The 23,620-nt window shown below is 71.1% G+C and carries 24 protein-coding genes; 7 read left to right on the forward strand and 17 right to left on the reverse strand.

The genetic code is table 11. The features are described from left to right. Nucleotides 1-28 precede the first annotated feature (28 nt). Nucleotides 29-361, forward strand: coding sequence for a thioredoxin (gene trxA, locus EFJ44_RS05345; protein WP_125256179.1), 333 nt, complete (start codon nucleotides 29-31; stop codon nucleotides 359-361). Between the two features lie 4 nt (nucleotides 362-365). On the opposite strand, the gene EFJ44_RS05350 is transcribed toward trxA, so the two are convergent. The 9 genes from EFJ44_RS05350 to EFJ44_RS05390 are packed head-to-tail and all read right to left on the reverse strand — an operon-like array spanning nucleotide 366 to nucleotide 8,575. After that, on the reverse strand, nucleotides 366-1,640 hold the full coding sequence (locus tag EFJ44_RS05350) for a bifunctional folylpolyglutamate synthase/dihydrofolate synthase (RefSeq protein WP_125256180.1): 1,275 nt from the start codon (nucleotides 1,638-1,640) through the stop codon (nucleotides 366-368). 5 nt (nucleotides 1,641-1,645) lie between these two features. Next, a complete protein-coding gene (locus tag EFJ44_RS05355) occupies nucleotides 1,646-2,536 on the reverse strand; it encodes an acetyl-CoA carboxylase carboxyltransferase subunit beta (RefSeq protein WP_125256181.1) in 891 nt (296 codons plus the stop codon). An 11-nt stretch (nucleotides 2,537-2,547) separates the two neighbouring features. Then, a complete protein-coding gene (gene trpA, locus EFJ44_RS05360) occupies nucleotides 2,548-3,378 on the reverse strand; it encodes a tryptophan synthase subunit alpha (protein ID WP_125256182.1) in 831 nt (276 codons plus the stop codon). After that, nucleotides 3,375-3,794, reverse strand: coding sequence for a hypothetical protein (locus EFJ44_RS05365; RefSeq protein ID WP_125256183.1), 420 nt, complete (start codon nucleotides 3,792-3,794; stop codon nucleotides 3,375-3,377). The genes trpA and EFJ44_RS05365 overlap by 4 nt, the downstream gene beginning before the upstream one ends. Nucleotides 3,795-3,796: 2 nt before the next feature. Further along, nucleotides 3,797-5,014, reverse strand: coding sequence for a tryptophan synthase subunit beta (trpB, locus tag EFJ44_RS05370; RefSeq protein ID WP_125256184.1), 1,218 nt, complete (start codon nucleotides 5,012-5,014; stop codon nucleotides 3,797-3,799). 11 nt (nucleotides 5,015-5,025) lie between these two features. Next, on the reverse strand, nucleotides 5,026-5,664 hold the full coding sequence (locus EFJ44_RS05375) for a phosphoribosylanthranilate isomerase (protein WP_125256185.1): 639 nt from the start codon (nucleotides 5,662-5,664) through the stop codon (nucleotides 5,026-5,028). Between the two features lie 31 nt (nucleotides 5,665-5,695). Beyond that, nucleotides 5,696-6,907 carry an NAD(P)/FAD-dependent oxidoreductase gene (locus EFJ44_RS05380; RefSeq protein ID WP_125256186.1) on the reverse strand — a complete coding sequence of 404 codons (1,212 nt, stop codon included), beginning with the start codon at nucleotides 6,905-6,907 and terminating at the stop codon, nucleotides 5,696-5,698. Between the two features lie 31 nt (nucleotides 6,908-6,938). Next, a complete protein-coding gene (locus tag EFJ44_RS05385) occupies nucleotides 6,939-7,679 on the reverse strand; it encodes a pseudouridine synthase (protein ID WP_125256187.1) in 741 nt (246 codons plus the stop codon). Further along, nucleotides 7,676-8,575 (reverse strand): class I SAM-dependent methyltransferase, encoded by a 900-nt coding sequence (locus EFJ44_RS05390; protein ID WP_125256188.1) that lies wholly within the window; start codon nucleotides 8,573-8,575, stop codon nucleotides 7,676-7,678. The genes EFJ44_RS05385 and EFJ44_RS05390 overlap by 4 nt, the downstream gene beginning before the upstream one ends. Before the next feature lie 50 nt (nucleotides 8,576-8,625). Between EFJ44_RS05390 and recQ the strand changes: the two genes are divergently transcribed. The 4 genes from recQ (at nucleotide 8,626) to EFJ44_RS05405 (ending at nucleotide 14,589) form a co-directional block, all read left to right on the forward strand. Further along, nucleotides 8,626-10,506 (forward strand): DNA helicase RecQ, encoded by a 1,881-nt coding sequence (gene recQ, locus EFJ44_RS05395; protein ID WP_125256189.1) that lies wholly within the window; start codon nucleotides 8,626-8,628, stop codon nucleotides 10,504-10,506. 121 nt (nucleotides 10,507-10,627) lie between these two features. Beyond that, complete coding sequence (gene gyrB / locus EFJ44_RS05400) at nucleotides 10,628-13,054, forward strand: DNA topoisomerase (ATP-hydrolyzing) subunit B (protein WP_125256190.1); 2,427 nt, start codon at nucleotides 10,628-10,630, stop codon at nucleotides 13,052-13,054. Nucleotides 13,055-13,156: 102 nt separating this feature from the next. Next, nucleotides 13,157-13,315 (forward strand): hypothetical protein, encoded by a 159-nt coding sequence (locus tag EFJ44_RS13785; RefSeq protein WP_164511862.1) that lies wholly within the window; start codon nucleotides 13,157-13,159, stop codon nucleotides 13,313-13,315. Nucleotides 13,316-13,470: 155 nt separating this feature from the next. Beyond that, entirely contained in the window at nucleotides 13,471-14,589 is a 1,119-nt protein-coding gene (locus EFJ44_RS05405; protein ID WP_125256191.1) for a hypothetical protein, read from the forward strand. Between the two features lie 36 nt (nucleotides 14,590-14,625). Here the strand turns inward: EFJ44_RS05405 and EFJ44_RS05410 are convergent, their stop codons facing one another. Next, on the reverse strand, nucleotides 14,626-15,108 hold the full coding sequence (locus tag EFJ44_RS05410; RefSeq protein ID WP_125256192.1) for a surface-adhesin E family protein: 483 nt from the start codon (nucleotides 15,106-15,108) through the stop codon (nucleotides 14,626-14,628). Between the two features lie 101 nt (nucleotides 15,109-15,209). Here EFJ44_RS05410 and EFJ44_RS05415 point away from each other — a divergent pair, with 101 nt between their 5' ends. Next, nucleotides 15,210-16,073: an alpha/beta fold hydrolase gene (locus EFJ44_RS05415; protein ID WP_125256193.1), complete on the forward strand. Its 864-nt coding sequence runs from the start codon at nucleotides 15,210-15,212 to the stop codon at nucleotides 16,071-16,073. Here the strand turns inward: EFJ44_RS05415 and recF are convergent. The 5 genes from recF to rpsT all read right to left on the reverse strand — a co-directional run bounded on the left by recF (nucleotide 16,070) and on the right by rpsT (nucleotide 21,242). Continuing rightward, nucleotides 16,070-17,233: a DNA replication/repair protein RecF gene (gene recF, locus EFJ44_RS05420; RefSeq protein WP_125256194.1), complete on the reverse strand. Its 1,164-nt coding sequence runs from the start codon at nucleotides 17,231-17,233 to the stop codon at nucleotides 16,070-16,072. The genes EFJ44_RS05415 and recF overlap by 4 nt on opposite strands. 46 nt (nucleotides 17,234-17,279) lie before the next feature. Then, on the reverse strand, nucleotides 17,280-17,624 hold the full coding sequence (locus EFJ44_RS05425; protein ID WP_125256195.1) for a GIY-YIG nuclease family protein: 345 nt from the start codon (nucleotides 17,622-17,624) through the stop codon (nucleotides 17,280-17,282). A 148-nt stretch (nucleotides 17,625-17,772) separates the two neighbouring features. Further along, on the reverse strand, nucleotides 17,773-18,891 hold the full coding sequence (gene dnaN / locus EFJ44_RS05430; protein WP_125256196.1) for a DNA polymerase III subunit beta: 1,119 nt from the start codon (nucleotides 18,889-18,891) through the stop codon (nucleotides 17,773-17,775). Nucleotides 18,892-19,097: 206 nt separating this feature from the next. Beyond that, nucleotides 19,098-20,507 (reverse strand): chromosomal replication initiator protein DnaA, encoded by a 1,410-nt coding sequence (gene dnaA / locus EFJ44_RS05435; protein ID WP_241209687.1) that lies wholly within the window; start codon nucleotides 20,505-20,507, stop codon nucleotides 19,098-19,100. A 465-nt stretch (nucleotides 20,508-20,972) separates the two neighbouring features. Next, nucleotides 20,973-21,242: a 30S ribosomal protein S20 gene (gene rpsT, locus EFJ44_RS05440; RefSeq protein ID WP_125256197.1), complete on the reverse strand. Its 270-nt coding sequence runs from the start codon at nucleotides 21,240-21,242 to the stop codon at nucleotides 20,973-20,975. A 117-nt stretch (nucleotides 21,243-21,359) separates the two neighbouring features. Here rpsT and EFJ44_RS05445 point away from each other — a divergent pair, with 117 nt between their 5' ends. After that, nucleotides 21,360-22,016 (forward strand): cyclase family protein, encoded by a 657-nt coding sequence (locus tag EFJ44_RS05445; RefSeq protein WP_241209688.1) that lies wholly within the window; start codon nucleotides 21,360-21,362, stop codon nucleotides 22,014-22,016. On the opposite strand, the gene EFJ44_RS05450 is transcribed toward EFJ44_RS05445, so the two are convergent. Beyond that, a complete protein-coding gene (locus EFJ44_RS05450) occupies nucleotides 22,013-22,801 on the reverse strand; it encodes an enoyl-CoA hydratase-related protein (RefSeq protein WP_125256198.1) in 789 nt (262 codons plus the stop codon). The genes EFJ44_RS05445 and EFJ44_RS05450 overlap by 4 nt on opposite strands. 74 nt (nucleotides 22,802-22,875) lie before the next feature. Continuing rightward, nucleotides 22,876-23,598 (reverse strand): hypothetical protein, encoded by a 723-nt coding sequence (locus EFJ44_RS05455; protein WP_125256199.1) that lies wholly within the window; start codon nucleotides 23,596-23,598, stop codon nucleotides 22,876-22,878. Nucleotides 23,599-23,620: the final 22 nt, after the last annotated feature.

The raw sequence follows: 23,620 nt of genomic DNA on the forward strand, positions 1-23,620 counted from the left end.
GAGTTTCTCCCCGTTTCAGGATGCGCCCATGCCCACCGTCAAGGTCACCGACGACAGCTTCGAGACCGACGTGCTGAAGTCCTCCACCCCCGTGCTGGTGGATTTCTGGGCGGAGTGGTGCGGCCCCTGCAAGCAGATCGGCCCGGCGCTGGAGCAGATCGCCGACGAGATGGCCGGCGCCGTGACGGTGGCCAAGGTCAACATCGACGACAGCCCCATGACCCCGTCCAGGCTGGGCGTGAAGGGCATCCCGACCCTGATGCTGTTCCGCGACGGCGAAATGACCTCGATGAAGGTCGGCCCCATGCCGAAGGGCAAGCTGGTCGAATGGCTGGCCGAAGCGGGCGTGACGGCGGGCTGACCCTTCAGGCCGGCCACGTCTCCTCCGCCGCTCCGAGCACCTCGCCGGCCAGATACAGCGAACCGCAGATGACCACGCGGCCGGCCCCCAGCGACAGGGCGCGGTCGAGCGCGGCGTCGACCTGACCGACGGCCATGGCGCCCAGGCCGTGGCCGGTCGCCACCGCCGCCAGCGCTTCCGGCGGGGCGCAGGCGCCGTCGAAGGCGACGGTGAAGACCTGGGCGGCCGAACCGCGCAGGGCCGCGAAGAAACCGGCGTGGTCCTTGTTGGCGAGCATGCCGACGATCAGGGCGGTGGGGCGCGGATCGCGCGCCTGACGCTCGGCCAGAAGCGCCGCCAGCGCCCGGCCCGCATGCGGATTGTGCCCGCCGTCCAGCCACAGCTCGGCGCCCGCCGCCGTCGCCGCGCGGCCGTAGGGACCGGCGGTCAGCCGCTGCATGCGCGCGGGCCAGGTCGCGGCCTCGATCCCGCGCGCGATCGCGTCGTCGGGCAGCCCCAGCTCCAGCGCGACGGCGGCCGCCAGTCCGGCGTTGTCGATCTGGTGCGGGCCCGGCAGGCGGGGGGCGGGCAGGTCCAGAAGCCGCTCGGCGGTGTGCACCACCATGCCGCCCCGCTCGGCCCAGGCGTCGAAGTCGGTCCCCATGGCGGTGACGGGCGCGCCGACCGCTTCGGCGCGGGCGACGAGGGCCGCATGGGCGACTTCCGACTGGCGGCCGAGGATGGCGGGGGCGCCGGGCTTGAAGATGCCGGCCTTCTCGCCCGCCACGCCCGCGAGGTCGGTCCCCAGGAACTCGGCGTGGTCCAGATCGACCGGAGCGACGGCCGTGATCAGCGGGCGCGAAATGACGTTGGTGGCGTCCAGCCGGCCGCCCAGCCCGACCTCGATGACGGCCAGATCGGCCGGGGTCTCTGCCATGGCCAGGAAGGCGGCGGCGGTGGTGCTTTCGAACACCGTCGCCTCCAGCTCCGTCGCATCGATGCGGTCAAGGATGTCGTTGAGGACCGCGTCGTCGATCAGGGCGCCGGCCAGCCGGATGCGCTCATTGAACCGCACCAGATGCGGCGAGGTGTAGGCGTGGACGCGCAGACCCGCCGCCTCGGCCATGGCGCGCACGAAGGCGACGGTCGAGCCCTTGCCGTTGGTGCCGGCCACGTGGACCACGGGCGGCAGCCGCTCCTGCGGATCGCCCAGCGCCCGGCACAGCGCCGCCATGCGATCCAGCGACAGGTCGATCCGCTGCGGATGGCGCAGGCGCAGGCGGGCGGAGATGGGGTCCACGGCCGTCAGGCGGCGCGCTTGCCGTCCATCAGCATGGACAGGATTAGGCCCAGCGTGCGCGGCAGGTCGGCGCGGGGGACGACGCGGTCCACCATGCCCTTCTCCTGCAGATATTCCGCGCGCTGGAAGCCGGGGGGCAGTTTCTCGCGGATGGTCGCCTCGATCACGCGCGGGCCGGCGAAGCCGATCAGGGCGCCCGGCTCGGCCAGGTGGACGTCGCCCAGCATGGCGTAGCTGGCGGTGACGCCGCCGGTGGTCGGGTCGGTCAGGACCACGACGTAGGGCAGGCGCGCGGCCTTCAATTCCTGGATGGCGAGGGTGGTCCGCGCCATCTGCATGAGGGACAGGGCCCCCTCCTGCATGCGAGCCCCGCCGGCGGCGGTGAAGCAAACGAACGGCAGGCCGCGCTTCACGGCCTCCTGCGCGGCCGCGACGAAGGCCTCGCCGGCCGCCATGCCCAGCGACCCGCCCATGAAGGAGAAGTCCTGGACGATCACGACCGCCTCGACGCCGTCGATCTCCCCCACGCCGATGGCCATGGTGTCCTTGCGCCCCGCCGCCTTGCGCGCCTGCGACAGGCGGTCGCGATAGGGTTTGCCGTCCGAGAACTTCAGCGGGTCCTCGGGCACGTCCGGCGGCGCGATCTCCTCCCACAGGCCGTCGTCGAAGGTGACCTTCAGGCGCTGCGGGGCGTTCAGGCGCATGTGTCGGCCGGACGGGGTGACCCACAGGGCCGCTTCCAGATCCGTTCGGTACAGCATGTCGCCGGTGTCCGGATCCTTGATCCAGAGATTGTCCGGCGTGTCGCGGCGGTTGACGATCTTGCGCACGCCGGGGGCGAAGCGGCTGAGCCAGCCGGTCAGCGGGCGGTTCTCGGGGGACTTCTCATTGGCCATGGGCGGCGCCTTTACGCCATCTGTGAAGCGCGCGCACCCCTGACCGCGTCGGCCAGGCTGCGCACCTTGTCCAGAACGCGCCGGACAGGGTCGGCGTTCTCGGCCACGGCGGCCGCGCCTTCGTCGACCAGAACCGAGCCGGCCACCACGGCGTCGGCGACGCGGGCCATGCGGCCGGCGCTCTCCGGCGTGCGGATGCCGAAGCCGACCGCGACCGGCAGGCCCGAGGCGGCGCGCACGCGGGCCACGGCGGGGGCGACGACGTCGGCGTCCGCCGACTTCACGCCGGTCACGCCGGCGACGGAGACGTAGTAGACGAAGCCCGAGGTGCGGGCGGTCACCGTCTTCAACCGGTGATCGTCGCTGGTCGGGGTGGCCAGACGGATCAGGGCGATCCCTTCCGCGTCCAGGGCGTCGGTGAGGGGACCCGCCTCCTCGGGCGGGCAATCGACGACGATCAGGCCGTCGACGCCCGCCGCCGCCGCGTCGCGCGCGAAGGGGGCGTGGCCGTAGGTCTCGATGGGATTGAGATAGCCCATGAGGATCAGGGGGGTGTCGGCGTCGCCCTCGCGGAAGGCGCGGGCCAAATCGAGCGTGCCCTTCAGCGTCAGACCCGACTGCAGGCCTCGCGCGGCGGCCTTCTGGATGGTCGGGCCCTCGGCCATGGGATCCGAGAAGGGGAAGCCGAGTTCGATCAGGTCGGCGCCCGCCGCGGGCAGGCCCCGCAGAATCTCCAGAGTCGCCTCGCGCGAGGGATCGCCGGCCATGACGTAGGTCACGAAGCCCGCCCTGCCCTCGGCCTTCAGCGCCGCGAAGCGCGCGTCGATGCGGGCGACGGTCACTGGGCGGCGGCGCCCGGGCACACGTCGCCGGGGATGGGGGCGAACGCCAGCCACGCCTGGGTGGCGGGCGCCACCGGGCGGCTCTCGTCGTAGAAGGCGACCATCTCGAGGCCGTCGCAGCCGCCGCCGGCGCGCGCGCGGGCGAAGATCACGCCGTTCGCCTCGCCGCCGACGACCTGCCAGCCCTGGCCGGTGAAATGGCCGATGTAGGTTCCGGCGACCGGCTCGATCGCGGCGAGGTTCCCGCGCACGCAGACGGCCTTGCCCTGGTACTGGGGGCGGGGGCCGCAGGTGTCGTCGAACTCCATGCCCGCCACCAGCGGCAGGTCGACCTCGGGAGCGGCGGTCGACTGGGCGGCGGCGCCGCCGGCGACCAGAAGTCCGGCGCCGAGCGCCGTCAAAAAGAGAGCCCGCATCGTCACAACTCCACGCCCAGATGCTTCGCCACGGCGAAGATGTCCTTGTCGCCCCGCCCGCACATGTTCAGCACGACGTCGCCGCCCTTGCCAACTTCCCGTGCGATCTCGCCGACGCGGGCCAGGGCGTGCGACGGCTCCAGCGCCGGAATGATGCCCTCCAGCTTCGAGCACAGCTGGAAGGCTTCCAGCGCCTCCTGATCGGTCGCGGCGCGGTACTCGGCGCGGCCGCTGTCGTGCAGCCAGGCGTGTTCCGGGCCGATGCCGGGATAGTCCAGACCGGCCGAGATGGAGTGACCCTCCAGGATCTGGCCGTCGTCGTCCTGAAGCAGATAGGTGCGGTTGCCGTGCAGCACGCCCGGGCGTCCGCCCTGCAGGCTGGCGGCGTGGTCTGGGCCGTCCAGACCGCGGCCCGCGGCCTCGATGCCGATCAGGCGCACCGAGGGGTCCTCGATGAAGGGGTGGAACAGGCCGATGGCGTTGGACCCGCCGCCGATGGCCGCCACGCAGGCGTCGGGCAGCTTGCCCCGCCGCGCCTGCATCTGGGCCCGCGTCTCCTTGCCGATCACGCTCTGGAAGTCGCGCACCAGCTCCGGATAGGGGTGCGGCCCGGCCGCCGTGCCGATGATGTAATAGGTGTCGGCCACGTTGGTGACCCAGTCGCGCATGGCCTCGTTCATCGCCTCCTTCAGCGTCGAGCGGCCATTGGTCACGGGGACGACTTCCGCGCCCAGCAGCTTCATGCGGAAGACGTTCGGGGCCTGACGCTCCACGTCGACCGCGCCCATGTAGACGGTGCAGGGCAGGCCGAAGCGGGCACAGACGGTGGCGGTGGCGACGCCGTGCTGGCCGGCGCCGGTTTCGGCGATGATCCGCGTCTTGCCCATGCGCATGGCCAGCAGGATCTGGCCCATGCAGTTGTTCACCTTGTGCGCGCCGGTGTGGTTCAGCTCGTCGCGCTTGAACCAGATGTCGGCGCCGCCGTGGTGGTCGGTCAGGCGCTGGGCCAGATACAGCGGGCTGGGGCGGCCGACGTAGTGCTCCAGCCACTGGTCCAGCTCGGCCTGGAAGGCGGGGTCGGCCCTGGCGGCCTCATAGGCCTCCTGCAGCTCCAGCACGGCGGGCATCAGGGTTTCGGCGACGAAGCGCCCGCCGAAGGGACCGAAACGGCCCTCGGCGTCGGGCCAGGCGTACTGGGAATTCGGAATGGGGGCGTTCACGGGTCCGGCTTTCAGGCCTCGGCGACGGCCTTCAGGAAGGCCGCGATGCGGGCCGGCTCCTTAACACCCGGGGCGCTTTCCACGCCAGAGGAGACGTCGACCAGGGGCGCGCCCGTGACGCGGATGGCCCGCGTCACGTTGTCCGGGTCCAGTCCTCCGGCAAGGAACCACGGCCGGTCGAAGGCGCGGCCCGACAGGATCGACCAGTCGAAGGCGTGGCCGATCCCGCCGGGCAGGTCGGCGCCCTCGGGGGGCCTGGCGTCGAACATCAGATGGTCGGCGACGCCGGTCCAGGCGTCGGCGGCGGCAAGATCGGCGGCGTCGCGCACCGGCAGGGCCTTGATGAGCCGCGCCCGGGTCAGACGGCGGATTTCGACCGCCCGCTCCGGCGTCTCCGACCCGTGCAGCTGAATGAAGTCCGGGCGCAGGCTCAGCGCCAGCGTCGTCAGCAGCATGTCGTCGGGGTTCACCACCACCGACACGACCTTCGCCCGTCCCCGCGCCCGGTCGAACAGGGTCGCGGCCTCCAGCGGATCCAGATGGCGCGGGCTCCTGCCGAAGGTCACCGCGCCGACGAAGGCCGCGCCGTGATCCAGCGCGGCGTCCAGCGTCTCGGGCGTCGTCAGGCCGCAGATCTTGGCGAGGGTCATCCGTCGCTGGTGCGGCGGCGCGCGCCCGGGGTCAAGGGCGGTAAAGGTCCGCGTCCGGATCGACCCGTCCCCGGATCGCCGCGCCGACGATCTCGGACGCGATGACCGAATAGGTGATGCCGTTGCCGCCGAAGCCCATGACGGCGAAGGCGTGGTCCATGTCCGGCACGGGGCCGATCGACGGCAGACCGGTGGCGCTTTCGCCGAATGCGCCCGCCCAGCTGTGGTCGATCTCGAAGTCGACCATGGGCAACAGCGCCTTCAGCTTGCGGGCGATGCGGCCGGTCTTGGCCCTGAGCTTCGGCATCGAGGCGTGCGCGGTGGGGCCGTCCTCGTCCTCGCCGCCGACGATCAGGCGGCCGTCGCGGGCCATGCGGAAATAGAGGTACGGGTCCGACGCCTCCCACACCAGCATGTCGCGCAGCCAGTCGGGGCAGGGCGTGCGCGGCCTGGTCGCCAGCGCCCATGTGGAGATCACCTTCGCGCCGGGCGTCGGCACGCCCTTGGGGAACTCGTAGCCGCAGCAGAAGACGACGTGCTTCGCCCGCACGGCGTGACCGACGTCGGTCAGCAGGGTGACGCCGTCGGGGTCGGACGCGGCGTCCAGCACCTCGACCGGGGAGAAGACGCGGGCGTCGGCGTCGTGGGCGCGGCGCAGCAGACCGGCGGCCAGACGGGCGGGGTCGGCGCGGGCGGACCCGTCCGACAGGATCGCGCCGGTGCGGTCGATGCCGTAGTCTTCGCGCAGAGTCGCGGCGGGGACGAAGGCGCTCTCCAGCCCCATCGCCGCGCGCGCGTTTGCCTCGGCTTCCAGGGCGCGGCAGCCGTGCTCGTCGCCGGCCAGATACAGGGTCCGGCTGGGCCTGAGGCCGCAGGGGATGCGCTCGCGGCGGACGATGTCCATCAGGTGGTCGACGGCGCTGCGGGAGCGGGCGTAGGCGCGCCGGGCGTTCGCCGGCCCGATCTTCTTCGACAGCTCGACCAGCGGCAGGTCGATCTCCCACTGCAGCAGGGCGGTCGAGGCTATGGTGGAGCCCATCAGCGGCGGGCGACGGTCCAGCACGGCCACGCTGAACTCCGTCGCCAGCCCGTGCGCCATGAAGGCGCCTGAGATGCCCGCTCCGACCACGACGACGTCCACGCTGATCGCCTGGGTCAGAGGTCGGGTCGGCACGCCCAGACCCGGGCCGTGCGCCCACAGCGAGGCGCCGGTGCGGAGATCGCGTTCGTGGGTGGCGGACATGCGGGCTCCGTCGAAGCGAAGCCATAAGCCGTCACCCTGTGTCGGGTTCCCGAAACACGAGATCGACCTCCGCGGGCCCCAGCAGGCGCCAGTCCCCGGGCGCGAGGTCGACGGGGATCGTCAGGGCGCCCACCCGCTCGCGGTGCAGGGCCTCCACATGGTTGCCGGCGGCGGCGAACATGCGGCGGACCTGATGATAGCGGCCCTCGTGCACCGTCAGGCGCGCCTCGGTGGGCGAGATCACCTCCAGCGCGGCGGGCGCCAGCGGCTTGTCCTCGCCCTCGAGGATCAGATCGCCCGAGGCGAAAAGCGCCCCTTCATGACCCTCCAGCGGCCTGGCCAGGGTCGCGCGATAGACCTTTGCCACGTGGCGGCGCGGGCTGATGATCCGGTGCAGCAGGTCGCCGTCGTCGGTCAGCAGCAGGAGACCGGACGTCTGCTTGTCCAGCCGGCCCACGGCCGAGATGGCGGGGTCGCGGCGACGCCAGCGCGAGGGCAGCACGTCGTAGACCAAGGCCCCGTCCTCCTTGTGCGAACAGGTCATGCCCAGCGGCTTGTTCAGCAGGATCACCAGCCCGGGCGGCGGATCGACCGGCCGTCCGTCCACCGTCATGCGGTCGGGCAAATCGGGCGTCGGAGCGATCCTCTGAGAGGCGTCGGTCAGGTCCCGGCCGTCGAGGGTGATCCCGCCGACCTTCGCCAGCTTTGCGATCTCCTGCCGGGATCCATAGCCCATGCCGCCGAGCAGACGGTCGAGGCGGACGGGCTTCATTTCACGGCCTCGAAGATCTTGTAGCCGGCGCTCTCCTCGACGACGCGGACGCGGCGGAAGGCTTCGTTCAGGTCGGCCTCGTAGGGCAGGTGACGGTTGGCGACCATCCACAGGGCCCCGCCCTTCTTCAGCATCCCGGCGGCCTTGCGCACGAACGCCTGTCCGAGGCGACGATCCTCCTGCCCGCCGTCGTGGAAGGGCGGGTTCATGACCACGAAGTCGAGGTCGCCGGAGGCTGGCAGGGTCCGCGCGTCGGCCCAGTCGAACGACGCGCGGGAGTCGGTCACGTTCAGGCGGGCGGCCTCCACAGCGCGGCGGTCGAGGTCGACGCCGGTCATCCGCGTCACGGCGGTGGACGTCAGCACGGCTTCCGACAGAACTCCGACCCCGCAGCCCAGGTCGGCCCCCGCGCCCTTCATCGGAGGCAGCAGGGCGGCCAGCATCGCGGTCCCGGCGTCGATCCGGTCCCAGGCGAAGACACCGGGCCGCGACCACAGGCCCGTCTCGTGCACCTGACGCGGGGCGCCGGCCTCGATCGCCTCGCCCAAGCCGGTCAGGCGGCCGTGCACGGTCGCGCGGCAGCGGCGATGGTGCGCCTTGGGCTCGTCCACCACCGTCAGGCCGAAGGCCTCCAGCTCCTTCTTCAGGCGCGAGCCGCCCTTGTCCTTGAGGGCCATGGCGTCGATGCGGCCGCCGGGCTTCAGCGCGCGCAGGGCGTGGGCCAGCACCGCGCGGCGTTCCAGCGCCCCGGGCGGGGCGTAGATGACCGCCGCCTCGGCCGAGCCGGGGGCGACGTCCTCCAGCGCCGCCGATCCGGGGATCAGGGGCGAGGTCTGGATCGCTTCGGCGGGCGGGTCGAAGACCGCCGGGGGGCGGCCGTAAAGCAGCACGGTCATCCCCGGCTCAATCCACGGGATCGACGGCGAAATCAAATGTCGCGCATGACATGCGGGCGCCGCTGGGGCACTCACGCCCCGTGCCCGCCGAATCCCCGATCGACCTGACCGAGGCCCGCGCCCTGCTGGAGCGCGTTTGGGGACATGCGGATTTCCGGGGACTGCAGGCCGACGTGGTGGCCGAGGCTCTGGCCGGGCGCGACGCCCTGGCGGTGCTGCCGACGGGCGGCGGCAAGTCGGTCTGCTATCAGGTGCCGGCGATCCTGCGACCCGGCATGGGGCTGGTGATCTCGCCCCTGATCGCCCTGATGACAGATCAGGTCGAGGGCCTGCGCCAGCAGGGCGTGCGGGCGGCGCGCCTGGACTCCGGCATGACGCTGGACGACCGTTCCGCCGTCTGGCGCGCCGCGCGGGCGGGCGAGCTGGACCTGCTTTACGTCTCGCCGGAAGGTCTGGCGGCGGGCGCCATGCTGGAGCGGCTCGGCGAGATCGAACTCAGCCTGATCGCCATCGACGAGGCGCACTGCGTCAGCCAGTGGGGCCACGACTTCCGTCCCGACTACCGAAACCTGGGCCGGCTGGCCGAAGTCTTTCCGGGCGTGCCTCGGCTGGCGGTGACGGCGACGGCCGACGCGCGGACGCGCGACGACATCGTCGCCTCGCTGCGGCTGGGCGAGGCCCGGGTCTTCGTCGACAGCTTCGCCCGGCCCAATCTGGCGCTGGCGGCGGAGAAGAAGGGCGCGGGCACCCGCGCCTGGACCGAGCGGCGGGTGGTCGAACTGGTCTCGGCGCGGCGCGGGCGGTCCGGCGTGGTCTATTGCGGATCGCGCGACGGCTGCGAGCGGCTCGCGGAGGCGTTGCAGGGCGCCGGGATCGACGCCCTGGCCTATCACGCCGGGATGGACGGCAGAGAGCGCGACCGGCGGCTGGCGCGGTTTCTGGCGGCCGACGCCGGCGTGATGGTGGCGACCATCGCCTTCGGCATGGGCGTCGACAAGCCGGACGTGCGCTTCGTCATCCACGCCGATCCGCCGGGGTCGCTGGAGGCTTACTGGCAGGAGATCGGCCGCGCCGGCCGCGACGGCGAGCCGGCCGAGGGGCTGACGCTGTACGGCCCGTCGGACATCGCCTGGACGCTGAAACGGCTGGACGGCCGGCCCATGGACGAGGCGGTGAAGGCGGCGCAGGTCGGCAAGGCGCGGCGGCTGTTCGCCATGCTGGACGGCGCCGTGTGTCGACCGCAGGCGGTGCGGCGCTATTTCGGGGAGGACGGGGCGGAGATCTGCGGCGTCTGCGACGTCTGTCTGGATCCGCCGCAGACCTATGACGCCACCGTCCACGCCCAGAAGGCGCTGGCGGCGGTGCAGCGGCTGGACCAGCGGTTCGGCCGGGGTCGGGTGATCGACCACCTGACGGGCCGCACCAAGGACGTGCAGGGCTGGGAGCAGGGGCTGTCGACCTGGGGCGTCGGGGCCGACCTCTCTCCGCACGGTTGGCGGGAGGTGATCGACCATCTGATGTTCGAGGGCCTGCTGGAGGAGGACGCCAACGACGGCCGCCCCCTGCTGCGGCTGGGCGATCCCGCGGGCGTGCGCGCCGTCTATCGCGGCGAGCGGACGGTGGAGGTGGCGCAGGCGCCGGCTTCCGCCGCGCGCGTCGCGCCTCGGCGCCGGGGCGAGGGCAAGGCCTCGGCCGCGCTGGAGCACCTGCCGGAGGAGGTGCGGATGCGGTTCGAGCGCCTGCGCGCCTGGCGCCGCGACCGGGCGGCCGAACAGCGCGTGCCGCCCTACGTCATCTTCCAGGACCGGACCCTGCTGGAGATCGCGCGGATCAACCCCGCGCGCCTGCCCGAACTGGCCCCCGTGCCCGGCGTCGGCGAGGCCAAGATGGCGCGGTACGGGGAGGCGGTGCTGAAGGCCCTGGCGGCGTAGGAAAACCCGTCCGAATCCGCCGGATTCGCTCGCTTTCGACGGCCCGGGCGCCTATATTTCCGCTGTTCCGAACCGGCGCGGATTCGTGCCTCGGACCCAGCATCCCCGGACAGATGACCGCATGACCGACACGACCGCCGACCAGCCGGAATACGGCGCCGATTCCATCAAGGTTCTCAAAGGCCTGGACGCGGTGCGCAAGCGGCCCGGCATGTACATCGGCGACACCGACGACGGCTCCGGCCTGCACCACATGGTCTATGAGGTGGTCGACAACGCCATCGACGAGGCGCTGGCCGGCCACGCCGACCTCGTCCAGGTGATCCTGAACGCGGACGGCAGCGTCACCGTGACCGACAACGGGCGCGGCATCCCGACCGACATCCACGAGGGCGAGGGCGTCTCGGCGGCCGAGGTCATCATGACCCAGCTGCACGCGGGCGGTAAGTTCGACCAGAACTCCTACAAGGTCTCCGGCGGCCTGCACGGCGTGGGCGTGTCGGTGGTCAACGCCCTGTCCGACTGGCTGCAGCTGAAGATCTATCGCGACGGCAAGCAGCACGAGATGCGTTTCGAGCGTGGCGACACGGTGAAGTCGCTGGAGGTCACGGGCGTCGCGCCGACGCGGACGGAGGGGCCCAAGGCGGGTCAGCCCCTGACGGGCACGGAGGTGACCTTCTATCCGTCGGTGACGACCTTCAGCCACATCGACTTCGACCTGAAGACGCTGGAGCACCGCCTGCGCGAGCTGGCCTTCCTGAACTCGGGCGTGGTCATCCGTCTGGCCGACAACCGGCACGCCGAGCCGTTCGAGGAGATCCTGCACTACGAGGGCGGGGTCGAGGCCTTCGTTCGCCACCTGGACAAGTCGAAGTCGCCGCTGCTGAAGGAGGTCATCGTCGTCCGCGGCAAGCGCGACGGGATCGAGCTGGACCTCGCCCTGTGGTGGAACGACAGCTACCACGAGACCATGCTGTGCTTCACCAACAACATCCCGCAGCGGGATGGGGGCACGCACCTCTCGGCGTTCCGCAGCTCGCTGACGCGGGTCATGAGCGGCTACATCGAGGCCGCCGGCGCGGCCAAGAAGGAGAAGGTCTCCGTCAGCGGCGAGGACGCGCGCGAGGGCCTGACCTGCGTCCTGTCGGTCAAGGTGCCGGATCCCAAGTTCAGCTCCCAGACCAAGGACAAGCTGGTGTCGTCGGAGGTGCGGCCGGCGGTCGAGGCCCTGTGCACCGAGGGCCTGGCGACCTGGTTCGAGGAGCATCCGGTCGAGGCCAAGGCCATCGTCGCCAAGATCGTGGAGGCCGCGGCCGCCCGCGAGGCCGCCCGCAAGGCGCGCGAGCTGACGCGCCGCAAGTCGGCGCTGGACATCTCAAGCCTGCCCGGAAAGCTGGCCGACTGTCAGGAGCGCGATCCGGCCAAGTCCGAGCTGTTCATCGTCGAGGGCGACTCCGCCGGCGGTTCTGCCAAACAGGCGCGCAATCGCGAGAACCAGGCGGTGCTGCCGCTGCGGGGCAAGATCCTGAACGTCGAGCGGGCGCGGTTCGACCGCATGCTGTCGTCCGACCTGATCGGCACGCTGATCCTGGCGTTGGGCACGGGCATCGGCCGCGACGACTTCAACGCCGACAAGCTGCGCTATCACAAGATCATCCTGATGGCCGACGCCGACGTCGACGGCGCGCACATCCGGACCCTGCTGCTGACCTTCTTCTACCGGCAGATGCCGGAGCTGATCGAACGCGGGCACGTCTACATAGCCCAGCCGCCGCTGTACAAGGTCGAGAAGGGCAAGACCTCGCGCTACCTGAAGGATCAGGCGGAGATGGACGCCTATCTGATCGAGGAGGGCGTGGCCGAGGCCGAGCTGGACCTGCCCACCGGCGAGCGCCGCACCGGGTTCGATCTGGCCGCGCTGGTGCGCGAGGCCAAGGCGTTCAAGGCCGGCGTGGACCGCCTGTCGCAGCGGGCGCCCGCCTTCGCGGTGGAGCAGGCGGCGTTGGCCGGTCTGTTCGCCGAAGACGGCGGCGATCCGGCCAGGGCGGCCGTGCGCCTGAACCTCTATGCAGAGGAGGGCGACGGCGCCTGGTCGGGCGCGCCCGGAGCCCAGGGCGCCGTGGCGTTCGAGCGCGTGCGACGGGCGGTGACCGAGCGCATCGTGCTGGAGGAGGCGCTGATCCGGTCGCTGGACGCGCGCCGTCTGGCCGAGCGGGCCGCGGCCTTCGAGGGTCTTTTCGACGCCCCGGCGGTCTATCGCCGCAAGGACAGGTCCGTGACCATCCGCGGCCCGCTGGACCTGCTCGAGGCGGTGCTGGACGCCGGCAAGAAGGGCATCAAGATCCAGCGCTACAAGGGCCTGGGCGAGATGAACCCCGAGCAGCTTTGGGAGACCACGCTGGACGCCGACGCCCGCACCCTGCTGCAGGTGAAGGTGGAGCATCAGGAGGACGCCGACGACCTGTTCGCCAAGCTGATGGGCGACGTGGTCGAGCCGCGCCGCGAGTTCATTCAGGAAAACGCCCTGGACGCCGCAGTCGACGCCTGACCCGCGGCCGGGAGCCGCACGGCTCGAAGAACGACAATACGCGAGCTTGTGCGTTCGCGCATTCCGTGCAAGGTCTCTACCCGCTTGGGGTGAGGGTCGGACATGCGGGCGATCTTGGGGCTGTTGGCGTGCGGGCTGGTGCTGGGCGGCTGCGCCAGTTGGAAAGAGGCTTTCCGGGGCGCGGAGACGATCAAGATCTGGGACGCGCGCGTCGTCGGGGGAGACGACACCCCCCTCTCTCGCGTCATGCCGTCGCGCTGAGCGACGCCCAGGCGCTGGTCGGCGTCTCACAAACGGGATCGAGCAACCTCGCATTCGTTTGGCGCAGGGACGGCAGGAGCCCCGACCATGCCGCCTGCCAGGGCGAGGCCCCGGCCGCCGCCTGCCGCCAGCCCCGATGGACATACAGCCTGGAAATGGTGACGGGCGCCGACGGCGCCCGTCCGACGGCTCCGGGCCGGCAGGCCGTCACTCTGGTCCATGACCGCAACGTCGTCCTCGTCGAGCCCTTGAACAGGGACGTCTACCAGCGGTTGGTGGTCGAGCACGTGCGCGAACGGGTGGCCCAGATCGACCATCTCTGTCTCGGCTATTTCTCGGGGCTCGAGCGCCTGGCCAGCGGGTCGAACGCGACCCGCGACGGCATCGGCGTGCTGGCCAACTACGGCTCCATCCTGCTTGCCCTGTCGGAAAGCGCGACGAAACCTCTCGCCATACTGGCGGGCACGCGGGCGGCGCTGGACGGCGGCCTGACGGCGGCGGAAACCCTGCTGCTGCTCAATCCGGCGCCGATGCAGACCTACAGACTGGTGAAGGCGAGCCAGGAAAAGGCGCTCGCCGAGGCGCGGATCGAGGGCTTCACGCGCTACACCGACGCGGCGGCCTTCATCGAGGGCTACGCCTATGATTGCACGCCGCTGGGGATCCGCCGGATCATCAGTGAGACGATCGAAGAGGAGGTGCGCCGGATCGATCCGGCGGCGACGTCCGGCGCCGGGCAGGTTCTTCTGAACCAGATGGTGGTCGCGGTGAATTCCGACGAGGACGCCCGTAACGCCTATGGAGGGGCGCCTCTGGCCACGCTCACTTCCCAGGACGCCGCCTATCTGGCGCTGCTGCTTGAGCAATGGGAGTGCACGGAGGCCACCTGCCTGAGCCAGGCCGTCCTCCTCGCGAACGCCCCCGCCACCCTGAAGCCGCCGCTGACCCCGCCGGCCGGCGACGCGCGAGGAGCGTGGACGTTGTCGCCCCAGAGCCGGGCGCAGTTGCGGCAGCTTCTGGGCGCGCTCGCCGTGGTCCAACCCTCCTTCCCGACGCTGAAGGCCGAGACGCTCACGAGGATCACACCGCCGGCGACCGAAACGCCCGCTTCCGAGGAAGATCAGACCGCAGGCGAAGCGCGCGAGCCGGACGCCGACGACCCGGGCGGGACCGGTGAAACGAATTCCGGGACCCCCGAGGACGGCGCGAGGGAAGCGGACGCCGACACATCCGGCGGCCAGGTCGGTGAGGGCGACGATCCCGACGAGTCCTGAGAGACGGGCGCCCCCCGACCCAGCCGCTGACCGGCGTCAGCTGCGGTTCGACGCGAGGAAGTCTTCAAGCCGCGGCCAGGCCCGGCCGGTCGGGATCTCGCCGTCGCAGGCCACCACCTTGAGGAAGGCCATGTTGGTGTCCGGCGGCACGGCCAGCCACGTCGAATCCGGCTCGTCCCACGCGTCGAGCTCGGCGCCGTCGCCGCCGTATTCCTCGGTCCGGACAACGCGCCACTGATTGTTCTCGCAGTGGAACTGGTAGGTCTCGACGGCGTGCTCCCGGTCGGCGGAGGACGTCGGATTGCGGGGCGCCCGGGCCATCCGGACCTGCTTCACGCCATCCCGGTCCGCGAGGCCGCCGACGTCGGCCAGGTAGACGTACGCGCTGGTCCGCGACAGCGTGCGCCAGGACGCCGCCCCCGCCACCGTCGGTTCCGTCGTCAGCACTTCTTCCTGCGCCATGGCCACGCCCGGCGCGACGATGCACGCGCCGAGGATCATCAAGCCCCAAAGCTTCATGTCGTCCTCCCAGAACAGCCCGACTCCATGATCCGCGTTCGGTCAGGATTGGCAAGCCCCGGCGCCCCGACTTCGCCGCATGACGGCGGCAGCATCGATCCATGTTCGCCCGACTGATCTCCCTGTTCGCCGCCCTGGTCCTGACCCTGCCTGCCGCGGGGCTCGCGCAGGCCCAGTCGTTCCGGTCGGACCGCATCACGGTCGAGGCCCGCGGACGCGGACCGGATGTGGTGCTGATCCCCGGCCTGGCTTCGACGCCGGTGATCTGGAACCGACTGGCCGACCGGCTGGACGACGACCACCGGGTGCATCTGGTCTCGGTGCGCGGCTTCGGCACGCTGCCGGCTGCGGCCAACGGCTCGGGGCCTCTGGTCGGCCCGGTGTCGCAGGAGGTGCTGCGCTACATCCGCTCGCAGGGCCTGCGCGCGCCGGCGGTGATCGGCCATTCCATGGGCGGGCTGGTGGCGCTGAGGGTCGCCGCCGATGGCGGACGCCAGATCGGCCGCGTCATGGTGGTGGACGCCTCGCCCTTCTTCCCCGGACTGGTCAACGGCGCGACGTCGACGCGGGACGTCGAGCCCCTGGCCCGGGTGGCCTATCAGACGGTGCTGCTGCTGGGCGACGAGGCCCTCAGGCAGGGCGCGCTGGGCGGCACGTCCGACGCCGTCATGACCGGAATGGGCTGGCAAGGCGGCGACCGCCGCGTGCTGGCGCAGGGGCTGTACGAGGTGATGACGCTGGACATGCGGCACCGGCTGGACGAGCTCACGGCGCCGGTGACGGTGGCCTATGGCTGGAGCCGGCTGGAGGACTCGCCGCGTCGCGATCTGGAGCGCCGCCTGCGTCCCGCCTTCCGCGGACTGCGCACGCCGCTGACGCTGGAGCCGATAGAGGGCGCCGAGCACATGGTGATGATCGACCAGCCGCGGCGGTTCGAGGCGGCGGTTCTCAGGTTCCTGCGCTAGGTCTCCGGGATCAGGGCCCCGCCCTCGACCCGGATGAAGCCGGCACGGCCGCGCAAGGGGGCGAAGAGCTCGGGCTCGGTTCCCGTCATGAAGGCCTGCAGTCCGAGCGCCTCGACCTCATCGAACAATGCGGCGCGGCGGGCGGCGTCGAGGTGGGCGGGCGCCTCGTCCAGCAGCAGCAGGGGCGTTCCGGCCCGGGGCTTCGCCGCGTCCGGAATGAGGAGGGAACCGGTCAGTCGGTTGAGCTGGGCCAGGACCAGATTCAACACGAGCGCCTTCTGCTCGCCGGAGGAGCCCTCGGCGGCGGGGCGATTCTTCTCGCGGTGCAGCGCCGTCAGGTCGGAGCGGTGCGGGCCGAACAGGCTGCGGCCGGCGGCGGCGTCGCGGGCACGGGAGCGCGACAGACCCTCGCGGATCGAGGCGGCGATGGCCTCGGCGTCGGCGCCCTCGGCGGCCATGGTCTCGGCCTCTCCGGTCAGGCCCAGGTCGGCCTGGGGGAAGGGGCGGTCGCCCCGCGCGTCGATGGCGGTCTGCAGGTCCCTCCGCGCGCCGGCCCGGGCGAGGGCGGCGGCCGCGCCCGACTGGCCCAGCCGGCTCTCCAGAGCGTCCAGCCACAGCGGGTCGGCGGCGCGCCCCTCGGCTCCGTCGACGAGCAGGCGCAGCCGCTCGCGCAGGGCCTTCTCATAGGCGGCGACGTGGGCGGCGTGGTCCGGGTCCGCGGCGAACACCAGACGGTCGAAGAATTTCAGCCGCTCGGCGCGCGCGTCCGAGAACAGCCGATCCTGCTCCGGCGTCGCCCAGACGGGGCGCAGCCAGTCCAGCAGTCGGCCGGGCGGGGCGGTCTCGCCGTCGATGCGCACCGTGCGCCGGGCGCCGCCGGCGGACTGGACGCCCGTCCCCAGTCTCACCTCGTCGCCGTCGACGGTCAGGACCGCCGCCACGGCCCAGGCCCGGCCCGACCGCTCGCCCGGCTCGCGCCGCCCCATCTCCGGCGCGGTCGCCCCGCGCAGGCCCCGGCCCGGCGTGAACAGGCTCAGCGCCTCCAGCACATTGGTCTTCCCCGCCCCGTTGGCCCCGTGCAGCACGGTGATCGCGCGGTCGGGTTCCAGCCGCGCGGCGGCGTAGGAGCGGAAGTCGGTGAGGGTGAGGGCGGTGATCAAGCGCCCGGTTTAGCGGGGCTGGCCTGCTCCCGCCATGCCGACGACGCTAGGGTGCCGCAGGGTCGTCTGAGGGAGGTGTCCAATCCTTGGCCTGTCTGCCATGGCCGGCTTCCAGATCGGCGAAGAGATCTCGCCAGCCGGGGTTGGCGCGTTCGATCAGTTCAAGCTTCCAAGGGCGCTTCCATTCCTTGATGCGACGCTCGCGGATGAAGGCGGCTTCGCGTGTCGGATGCTTCTCGAACCAGACCAGCATCGCGACGCCGTGCCGCTTGGTGAAACCCCTGAACGTGCCCTCGCGATGCTGAAGGGTCCGGACATAGAGTCCGTCAGTTGACCCCGTGTACAGCGTTCCGTTGCGGCGGCTCGCAACGATGTAGGTGAAGAAGGCCATCTCCCCCTCCGCTCATCCCGGCGAAAGCCGGGACCCAGTCCTTTGGGCGAACGGTGGCGCGGGGAGACGCGAACCTCAATCCCGGAAAGTCTGCCTCACGAAAGCACTGGATCCCGGCTTTCGCCGGGATGAGCGGACTTTCGGGGAATCACACCCGCAGCGGCATCAGCACGTACTGGACGCCCGGGTCGCCCGGATCGAGGACCAGCGTCGGCGACGCCGGGTCGGCGAACTTGAAATGGGCGGTCTCGCCGGTGATCTGGCCGGCGACGTCCAGCAGGTAGCGGGCGTTGAAGCCGATCTCGAAGGGCTCTTCGGAATAGCCGATCTCGACCTCCTCGACGCCCTGGCCGGCCTCCATGTTGCGCACGGTCAGGGTGACGCGGTCGTTGTCGAAGGCCAGCTTCACGCTGCGGCTCTTCTCGGCCGAGATGGTGGCTACGCGGTCGACGGCCGAGGCGAAGACGGCATTGTCGATGTCGGCCTGCTTGTCGTTCCCCTTGGGAATGACCCGCATGTAGTCGGGGAAGGCGCCGTCGATGACCTTCGACGTCAGGCTGGCCTGGCCGAACTCGAAGCGGATCTTCTGCGGGCTGACCATGACCTCGACCGGGCCGGAGCCGTCGTCGAGCAGGCGGCGAACCTGATCCACCGTCTTGCGCGGCACGATGACGCCGGGGCCGCCGGCCGCGCCCTCGGGCGCGGGGGTCTCGGCTAGGGCCAGACGGTGGCCGTCGGTCGCCACGGCGCGCAGCAGGGGCACGCCGCCCTCGGCCACGGTGTGGAGATACAGGCCGTTCAGATAGTAGCGCGTCTCTTCGGTCGAGACGGCGAAGCGGGTCTTGTCGATCAGCCGGGCCAGATCCTCCTTGGGCATGGAGAAGCGGGCGCCGCCGGTTTCGGTCGACATGACGGGGAAGTCGCCGGCCGGCAGGACCGGCAGGTTGAATTTGGACCGCCCGGCCTGGACCACCAGTCGGGGGTCGTCGCCGTCGTAGGACAGGGAGACCTCGGCGCCGTCCGGCAGCTTGCGGGCGATTTCGTACAGGGTGTGGGCGGGGGCGGTGATCTGGCCCTCGACGTTCACCGTCGCCTCGGCCTCGTCGACCATCTCCATGTCCAGATCGGTGGCGGCGAACGACAGCTTGTCGCGGCCGGCCGACAGCAGGACGTTGGACAGGATCGGAATGGTGTTGCGGCGCTCGACCACGCTCTGCACATGGCCCAGGGCCCGAAGGAGCGCGGATCGTTCGATGGTCAGCTGCATGTCGTCTCGCCCGGGCGACTCACAGGCCGCCTTACACTGTGGCCCGGAACACTAGCGGATTGGGGATGGGGGGCAAGAAAGGCGGTAGGGCTTAGGGCTTGGGGTTCAGGACGCATCGCCGCCGCCCGTGGATAAGCCGGTGGACAAAGGGGTGACGGCCGCCATCGCGACCTAAGCCCTAAGCCCTAAGCCCTAAGCCCTCGGCCTCAGCCGCGCAGCTTGCGGGTCAGCGCCTCGACGTCGCGGGCGACCTGGTCGTCCTGCGTCATCAGCTCGCCGACCTTGCGCACGCCGTGCAGGACGGTGGTGTGGTCGCGCCCGCCGAAGCGCCGGCCGATGTCGGGATAGGACCGCGTCGTGTGCTGCTTGCACAGATACATGGCGATCTGGCGCGGACGGGCCACGGCGCGGTTGCGGCGGTCGCTGAGCAGGTCCGCCTGCTTCAGCTGGAAATGTTCGGCGACGGTCTTCTGGATCTCGTCGACGGTGATGCGGCGCTCCGGCCCGCCGCGGAAGGCCGCGCCCAGCAGGCCGCGCACCTCGTCGGTGGTCAGGGTCGACAGGCGGGCGCCGGCGGCGGCGGCGACGGTGTTCACCGCGCCCTCCAGCTCGCGCATCGTCCCCGGGGTCTGGTCGACCAGATGCTCCAGCACCGCGTCGGGCGCCTCGCCGGAGACGACGCCCAGCCCCGCCAGGGTCTGGAACCGGTTGCGGGCCACGGCGAGCTTCAGCGCACGGTCGCCCGCCTCGATCGGGCAGGTCAGGCCGGCGGACAGGTGGCTGCGCAGGCGCGGCTCGATCTCGGTCAGGGCCATCGGCGCGCGGTCGGCCGACAGGATGACCCGCTTGCCGTCCTCGATCAGCGAGGTGAGCGTGGACAGCAGCTCTTCCTGGGTCGCGGCCTTGTTGCCGACGAACTGGACGTCGTCGATCAGCAGCATGTCGGCGCCGCGCAGGGCCTCCTTGAAGCCGGCGGTGGTGCGGTCCTGAACCGCACGCATGAAGTTCGACAGGAAGCGCTCGGCGGTCAGATAGATGACCTTCGCGTCGGGGCGCAGGCGCTGCGCCTCCCAGGCGATGGCGTTCAGCAGGTGCGTCTTGCCGTAGCCGTAGGGGCCGCAGAAGACGACGGGGTTGAAATGGCCGTCGGCCCAGGCGGCGATCTGGCGCGCCATGGCCAGGGCGAAGCCGTTGCCCTGGCCCTCGACGAAGCCGTCGAAGGTCAGGCGCTCCTGCAGACCGGCGGCGCGCACCGCGCGCGCGCCGTCGGCGACCGGACCCACGGTCGGGGCGGGCATGGCGGGACGGGCGGGGCTCGGGGCGACGGCGGGCGTCGCGGCGATCACGGACGGGGTGACGGCCGGCATGTCGGCGCGGCAGCGCACCTCGAGGCGGCGCGACAGGCCGTCGAGGCCCAGCCACAGTTCGTTGAGCCGGCGCAGCGCGTTCTTGCGCACCCAGTCGCGGGCGTAGCCGGTGGGGGTGACCAGCACCAGTTGGCCGGCCCCGTCCAGACGCACGGCCGAGGGGGCGATGTAGCTGCTGAACGGGCCGTCGCCGATCTCGGCGCGCAGCCGGCCGGCCGCCTCCGCCCAGATCCGGTCCGGATCGGTCATCACGCTACGCGCCGCTTCTGCCGCCATCATCGCCACCCTTGGTCTTCGTTCCCCGCCAGCGACGCGCCGGAGGCCTGGGACCGGGCAAGCCTTCCCCGATCCCTGAACCGAAGGTTTCAGGGGCTGGGCGACCGACCGGACAGACATCTCCCGCCGACGCGAAACGTTCGTCTCGCGCCGTCTTCATCCGTGGTGGGATGGAAGTGCGTCAGGGCTGAAAACTACTCCCCGGGCAGGGAGCGTCAACGCTGATTCGAATCCTTCGAAGCAGTTAATTCGCTTGACTCGCGCAAGCCCAAAAACGGCCTTGGAATTTTTCCCTGCGGCGGTCTGCGGAGAGGCAGAATCTCACGAATTGAGTTAGCGCCGGACATGACGAAGGCGAGACAGGTGATCCTGTCTCGCCTTTGAAATTGTTCGCATTTACCATGACGGAGCGGTGAAGCCCCATCCGGAAGCGGTCGATCAGGCCGCCGACATTTTCTTCAGCTGGGCGGCCAGACGGCCGACCTTGCGCGAGCCCGTGTTCTTGTGAACGACGCCCTTGGAGACGGCGCGCATCAGCTCGGACTGGGCGGTGATGAAGGCGCCCTTGGCGGCCTCGGCGTCGCCGCCGGCGACGGCTTCCTGGAACTTCCGCAGGAAGGTGCGGACGCGCGTGCGGCGCGACTTGTTCACCTCGGTGCGGGCGGCGATCTTGCGGATCGCCTTCTTGGCGCCGGCGTTGTTGGCCATCAGTCAAACCTATCGAACGGAAAGCGCCGCGGAACACACGTCCACGGCGCGGAAATCTCAAGAGGCGCGGCGTATAGCGGAAAGGTCCGGGGGAGGCAAGGCGATGGGAGACGCGACGTGAGGCTGATCGATCTGAGCCACCCGATCGAGCACGGCATGGTCACCTACAAGGGTCTGCCCGCTCCGGTGATCTGCGATCACCTGACGTTCGAAGCCTCGCGGGCGCTCTACGAAGGGGGCGAAGAGTTCAGCATCGCCCGCATCGACATGGTCGCCAACACGGGCACCTACATCGACGTCCCCGCCCATCGATGGCGCGACGGCGACGATCTGGCGGCGGTGGTGCTGGAGCGGGTGGCGGACCTGCCCGGCCTCTGCGTCGACGCGACGGGAGCGGACGGTCCGGCCCTGGGCCCGGAGCTGTTCGAGGGGCTGGAGTTGGCGGATCACGCCGTGCTGGTGCGGACCGACTGGAGCCGGAACTGGCGCACCGACGCCTATTTCGAGGACCACCCCTTCCTCACCGAGGTCGCCGCCACCCAGCTGCGGGACCGGGGCGCGGCGCTGGTGGGCATCGACTCCCACAACATCGACGACACCCGCGTGCGGACCAGGCCGGCGCATTCGGTCCTGCTGCGCGCCGGCGTGCCGATCGTCGAGCACATGACCAACCTCGCCGCCCTGCCGCCGAAGGGGTTCCGCTTCACCGCCGCTCCGCCCAAGGTCCGGGGCATGGGCACGTTTCCGGTGCGGGCGATGGCCCGCATTGGCTAGCGCCCCCTGAACGCCGGCTTCCGCTTCTCGACGAAGGCGCCCATGCCTTCCTTCTGGTCCTCGAAGGCGAACAGGGAGTGGAACAGGCGGCGTTCGAACTGGACGCCCTGGGTCAGGGTCGTCTCCAGCGCGGCGTTGACCATCTCCTTGTTGGCCATGACGGCCAGCGGGCTCTGCTCGGCGATGCGTGCGGCGATCTTGCGGACCTCGTCCAGCAGCTGGTCGTGCGGCACGACGCGGGAGGCCAGGCCCGAGCGCTCGGCCTCCGCCGCGTCCATCATCCGGCCCGTCAGGCACATGTCCATGGCCTTGGACTTGCCGACCAGACGGGTCAGGCGCTGCGAGCCGCCGATGCCGGGCGCCACGCCCAGATTGATCTCCGGCTGGCCGAATCTCGCCTTCTCGGACGCCACGATGAAGTCGCACAGCATGGCCAGTTCGCACCCGCCGCCCAGGGCGAAGCCGTTCACCGCCGCGATGATCGGCTTGCGGAAGCGGGTGATGCGGTCGTGGCCGAGCGCGAAGTAGTTGCCGACGTACATCTGGGCATAGGTCTGGTCGGCCATCTCCTTGATGTCGGCGCCGGCGGCGAAGGCTTTCTCGCCCGAGCCGGTCAGGATCAGACAGCGCACGCCGTCGTCGTGCTCCACCGCGTCGAGGAAGTCCGCCAGATCCTTGAACAGCGCCGAGTTCAACGCGTTCAGCGCCTCGGGCCGGTTCAGGGTGACCACGGCATAGCCGTCGGCGTGGCGCTCGATCAGGAGATTGGCGTAGCTTTCGGTCATGGCGGGCTCCGTGCGGGGACCGCCTGTCTAGCGGCCCCGCGCCGCGGGCGTAAAGCGGCGCGGGGCGGCAGGTCTCAGGTCAGGGGGCGCAGATCGTCGCGACGAGCTTCCTCACGACGGGCCTCTTCACGGCGCAGCTCGTCGCGGCGCACGTCGGCCGCCGTGCCGTCGCCCGCGGCCCGCTCCAGCCAACGATGGCGGCGCGCGCCGTAAAGACCGCCGAAGACGGCCGCCACGGCGCCCAGCAGCATGGTCAGGAAGGCCCACAGCGCCAGGGTGGCGGTGGCGTCGGCCGCACGCTCGGTCTCGACGGGGGCGGGCGGCGGCGGCGCGGCGATCAGCTCGCCCTCGACCACGCGGCTGGGCGGATAGTCGAGATAGGCCCGGGTCTCCGCCTCGTCCTGCGCGTCGGCGCCCATCAGGGCCGCCGAACCGCCCGCGGCGGCGCCGGCCACGGTGATGGCCAGCAGGAAGGCCAGGGCCCAGACGCCCAGGCCGTGCAGGCCGCCCTTGTGGTGGTCGCCGTACTTGGCGGCGCGGCTGGCCACGGCGCCGCCGACGAACAGGGCGATGGCGTTGGCCAGCGCCATCCACATGCCGGCCGCGGCGGTGAATTCGCCCACGTCGCCGCGGTCGAAGTCGTACGGGTTGAAGGCGGAGGCGCCGAGCGCCACGCCCAGCAGGTTCAACATGGCGCCGACGGCCACGGCGACCACGGCTCCGGCGATGACGGCGGGCCAGGAGATCAGGGTGTGCAGCGGGTGGCGCAACGGGTCGTGCGCGAAGGTCTCGGTCATCGGTGTCCCTCCAGAAACGTGA

Source organism: Brevundimonas fluminis, from assembly GCF_003934285.1.
Classification (GTDB): domain Bacteria; phylum Pseudomonadota; class Alphaproteobacteria; order Caulobacterales; family Caulobacteraceae; genus Brevundimonas; species Brevundimonas fluminis.

Excerpts from the sequence above, each read along its gene's own strand:
- trxA (WP_125256179.1), top strand. The coding sequence starts at position 29 with ATGCCCACCGTCAAGGTCACCGACGACAGCTTCGAGACCGACGTGCTG.
- EFJ44_RS05355 (WP_125256181.1), bottom strand. The coding sequence starts at position 2,536 with ATGGCCAATGAGAAGTCCCCCGAGAACCGCCCGCTGACCGGCTGGCTC.
- EFJ44_RS05365 (WP_125256183.1), bottom strand. The coding sequence starts at position 3,794 with ATGCGGGCTCTCTTTTTGACGGCGCTCGGCGCCGGACTTCTGGTCGCC.
- EFJ44_RS05375 (WP_125256185.1), bottom strand. The coding sequence starts at position 5,664 with ATGACCCTCGCCAAGATCTGCGGCCTGACGACGCCCGAGACGCTGGAC.
- EFJ44_RS05380 (WP_125256186.1), bottom strand. The coding sequence starts at position 6,907 with ATGTCCGCCACCCACGAACGCGATCTCCGCACCGGCGCCTCGCTGTGG.
- EFJ44_RS05385 (WP_125256187.1), bottom strand. The coding sequence starts at position 7,679 with ATGAAGCCCGTCCGCCTCGACCGTCTGCTCGGCGGCATGGGCTATGGA.
- EFJ44_RS05390 (WP_125256188.1), bottom strand. The coding sequence starts at position 8,575 with ATGACCGTGCTGCTTTACGGCCGCCCCCCGGCGGTCTTCGACCCGCCC.
- recQ (WP_125256189.1), top strand. The coding sequence starts at position 8,626 with ATGCGGGCGCCGCTGGGGCACTCACGCCCCGTGCCCGCCGAATCCCCG.
- gyrB (WP_125256190.1), top strand. The coding sequence starts at position 10,628 with ATGACCGACACGACCGCCGACCAGCCGGAATACGGCGCCGATTCCATC.
- EFJ44_RS13785 (WP_164511862.1), top strand. The coding sequence starts at position 13,157 with ATGCGGGCGATCTTGGGGCTGTTGGCGTGCGGGCTGGTGCTGGGCGGC.
- EFJ44_RS05405 (WP_125256191.1), top strand. The coding sequence starts at position 13,471 with ATGGTGACGGGCGCCGACGGCGCCCGTCCGACGGCTCCGGGCCGGCAG.
- EFJ44_RS05410 (WP_125256192.1), bottom strand. The coding sequence starts at position 15,108 with ATGAAGCTTTGGGGCTTGATGATCCTCGGCGCGTGCATCGTCGCGCCG.
- EFJ44_RS05415 (WP_125256193.1), top strand. The coding sequence starts at position 15,210 with ATGTTCGCCCGACTGATCTCCCTGTTCGCCGCCCTGGTCCTGACCCTG.
- EFJ44_RS05425 (WP_125256195.1), bottom strand. The coding sequence starts at position 17,624 with ATGGCCTTCTTCACCTACATCGTTGCGAGCCGCCGCAACGGAACGCTG.
- dnaN (WP_125256196.1), bottom strand. The coding sequence starts at position 18,891 with ATGCAGCTGACCATCGAACGATCCGCGCTCCTTCGGGCCCTGGGCCAT.
- dnaA (WP_241209687.1), bottom strand. The coding sequence starts at position 20,507 with ATGACCGATCCGGACCGGATCTGGGCGGAGGCGGCCGGCCGGCTGCGC.
- rpsT (WP_125256197.1), bottom strand. The coding sequence starts at position 21,242 with ATGGCCAACAACGCCGGCGCCAAGAAGGCGATCCGCAAGATCGCCGCC.
- EFJ44_RS05450 (WP_125256198.1), bottom strand. The coding sequence starts at position 22,801 with ATGACCGAAAGCTACGCCAATCTCCTGATCGAGCGCCACGCCGACGGC.
- EFJ44_RS05455 (WP_125256199.1), bottom strand. The coding sequence starts at position 23,598 with ATGACCGAGACCTTCGCGCACGACCCGTTGCGCCACCCGCTGCACACC.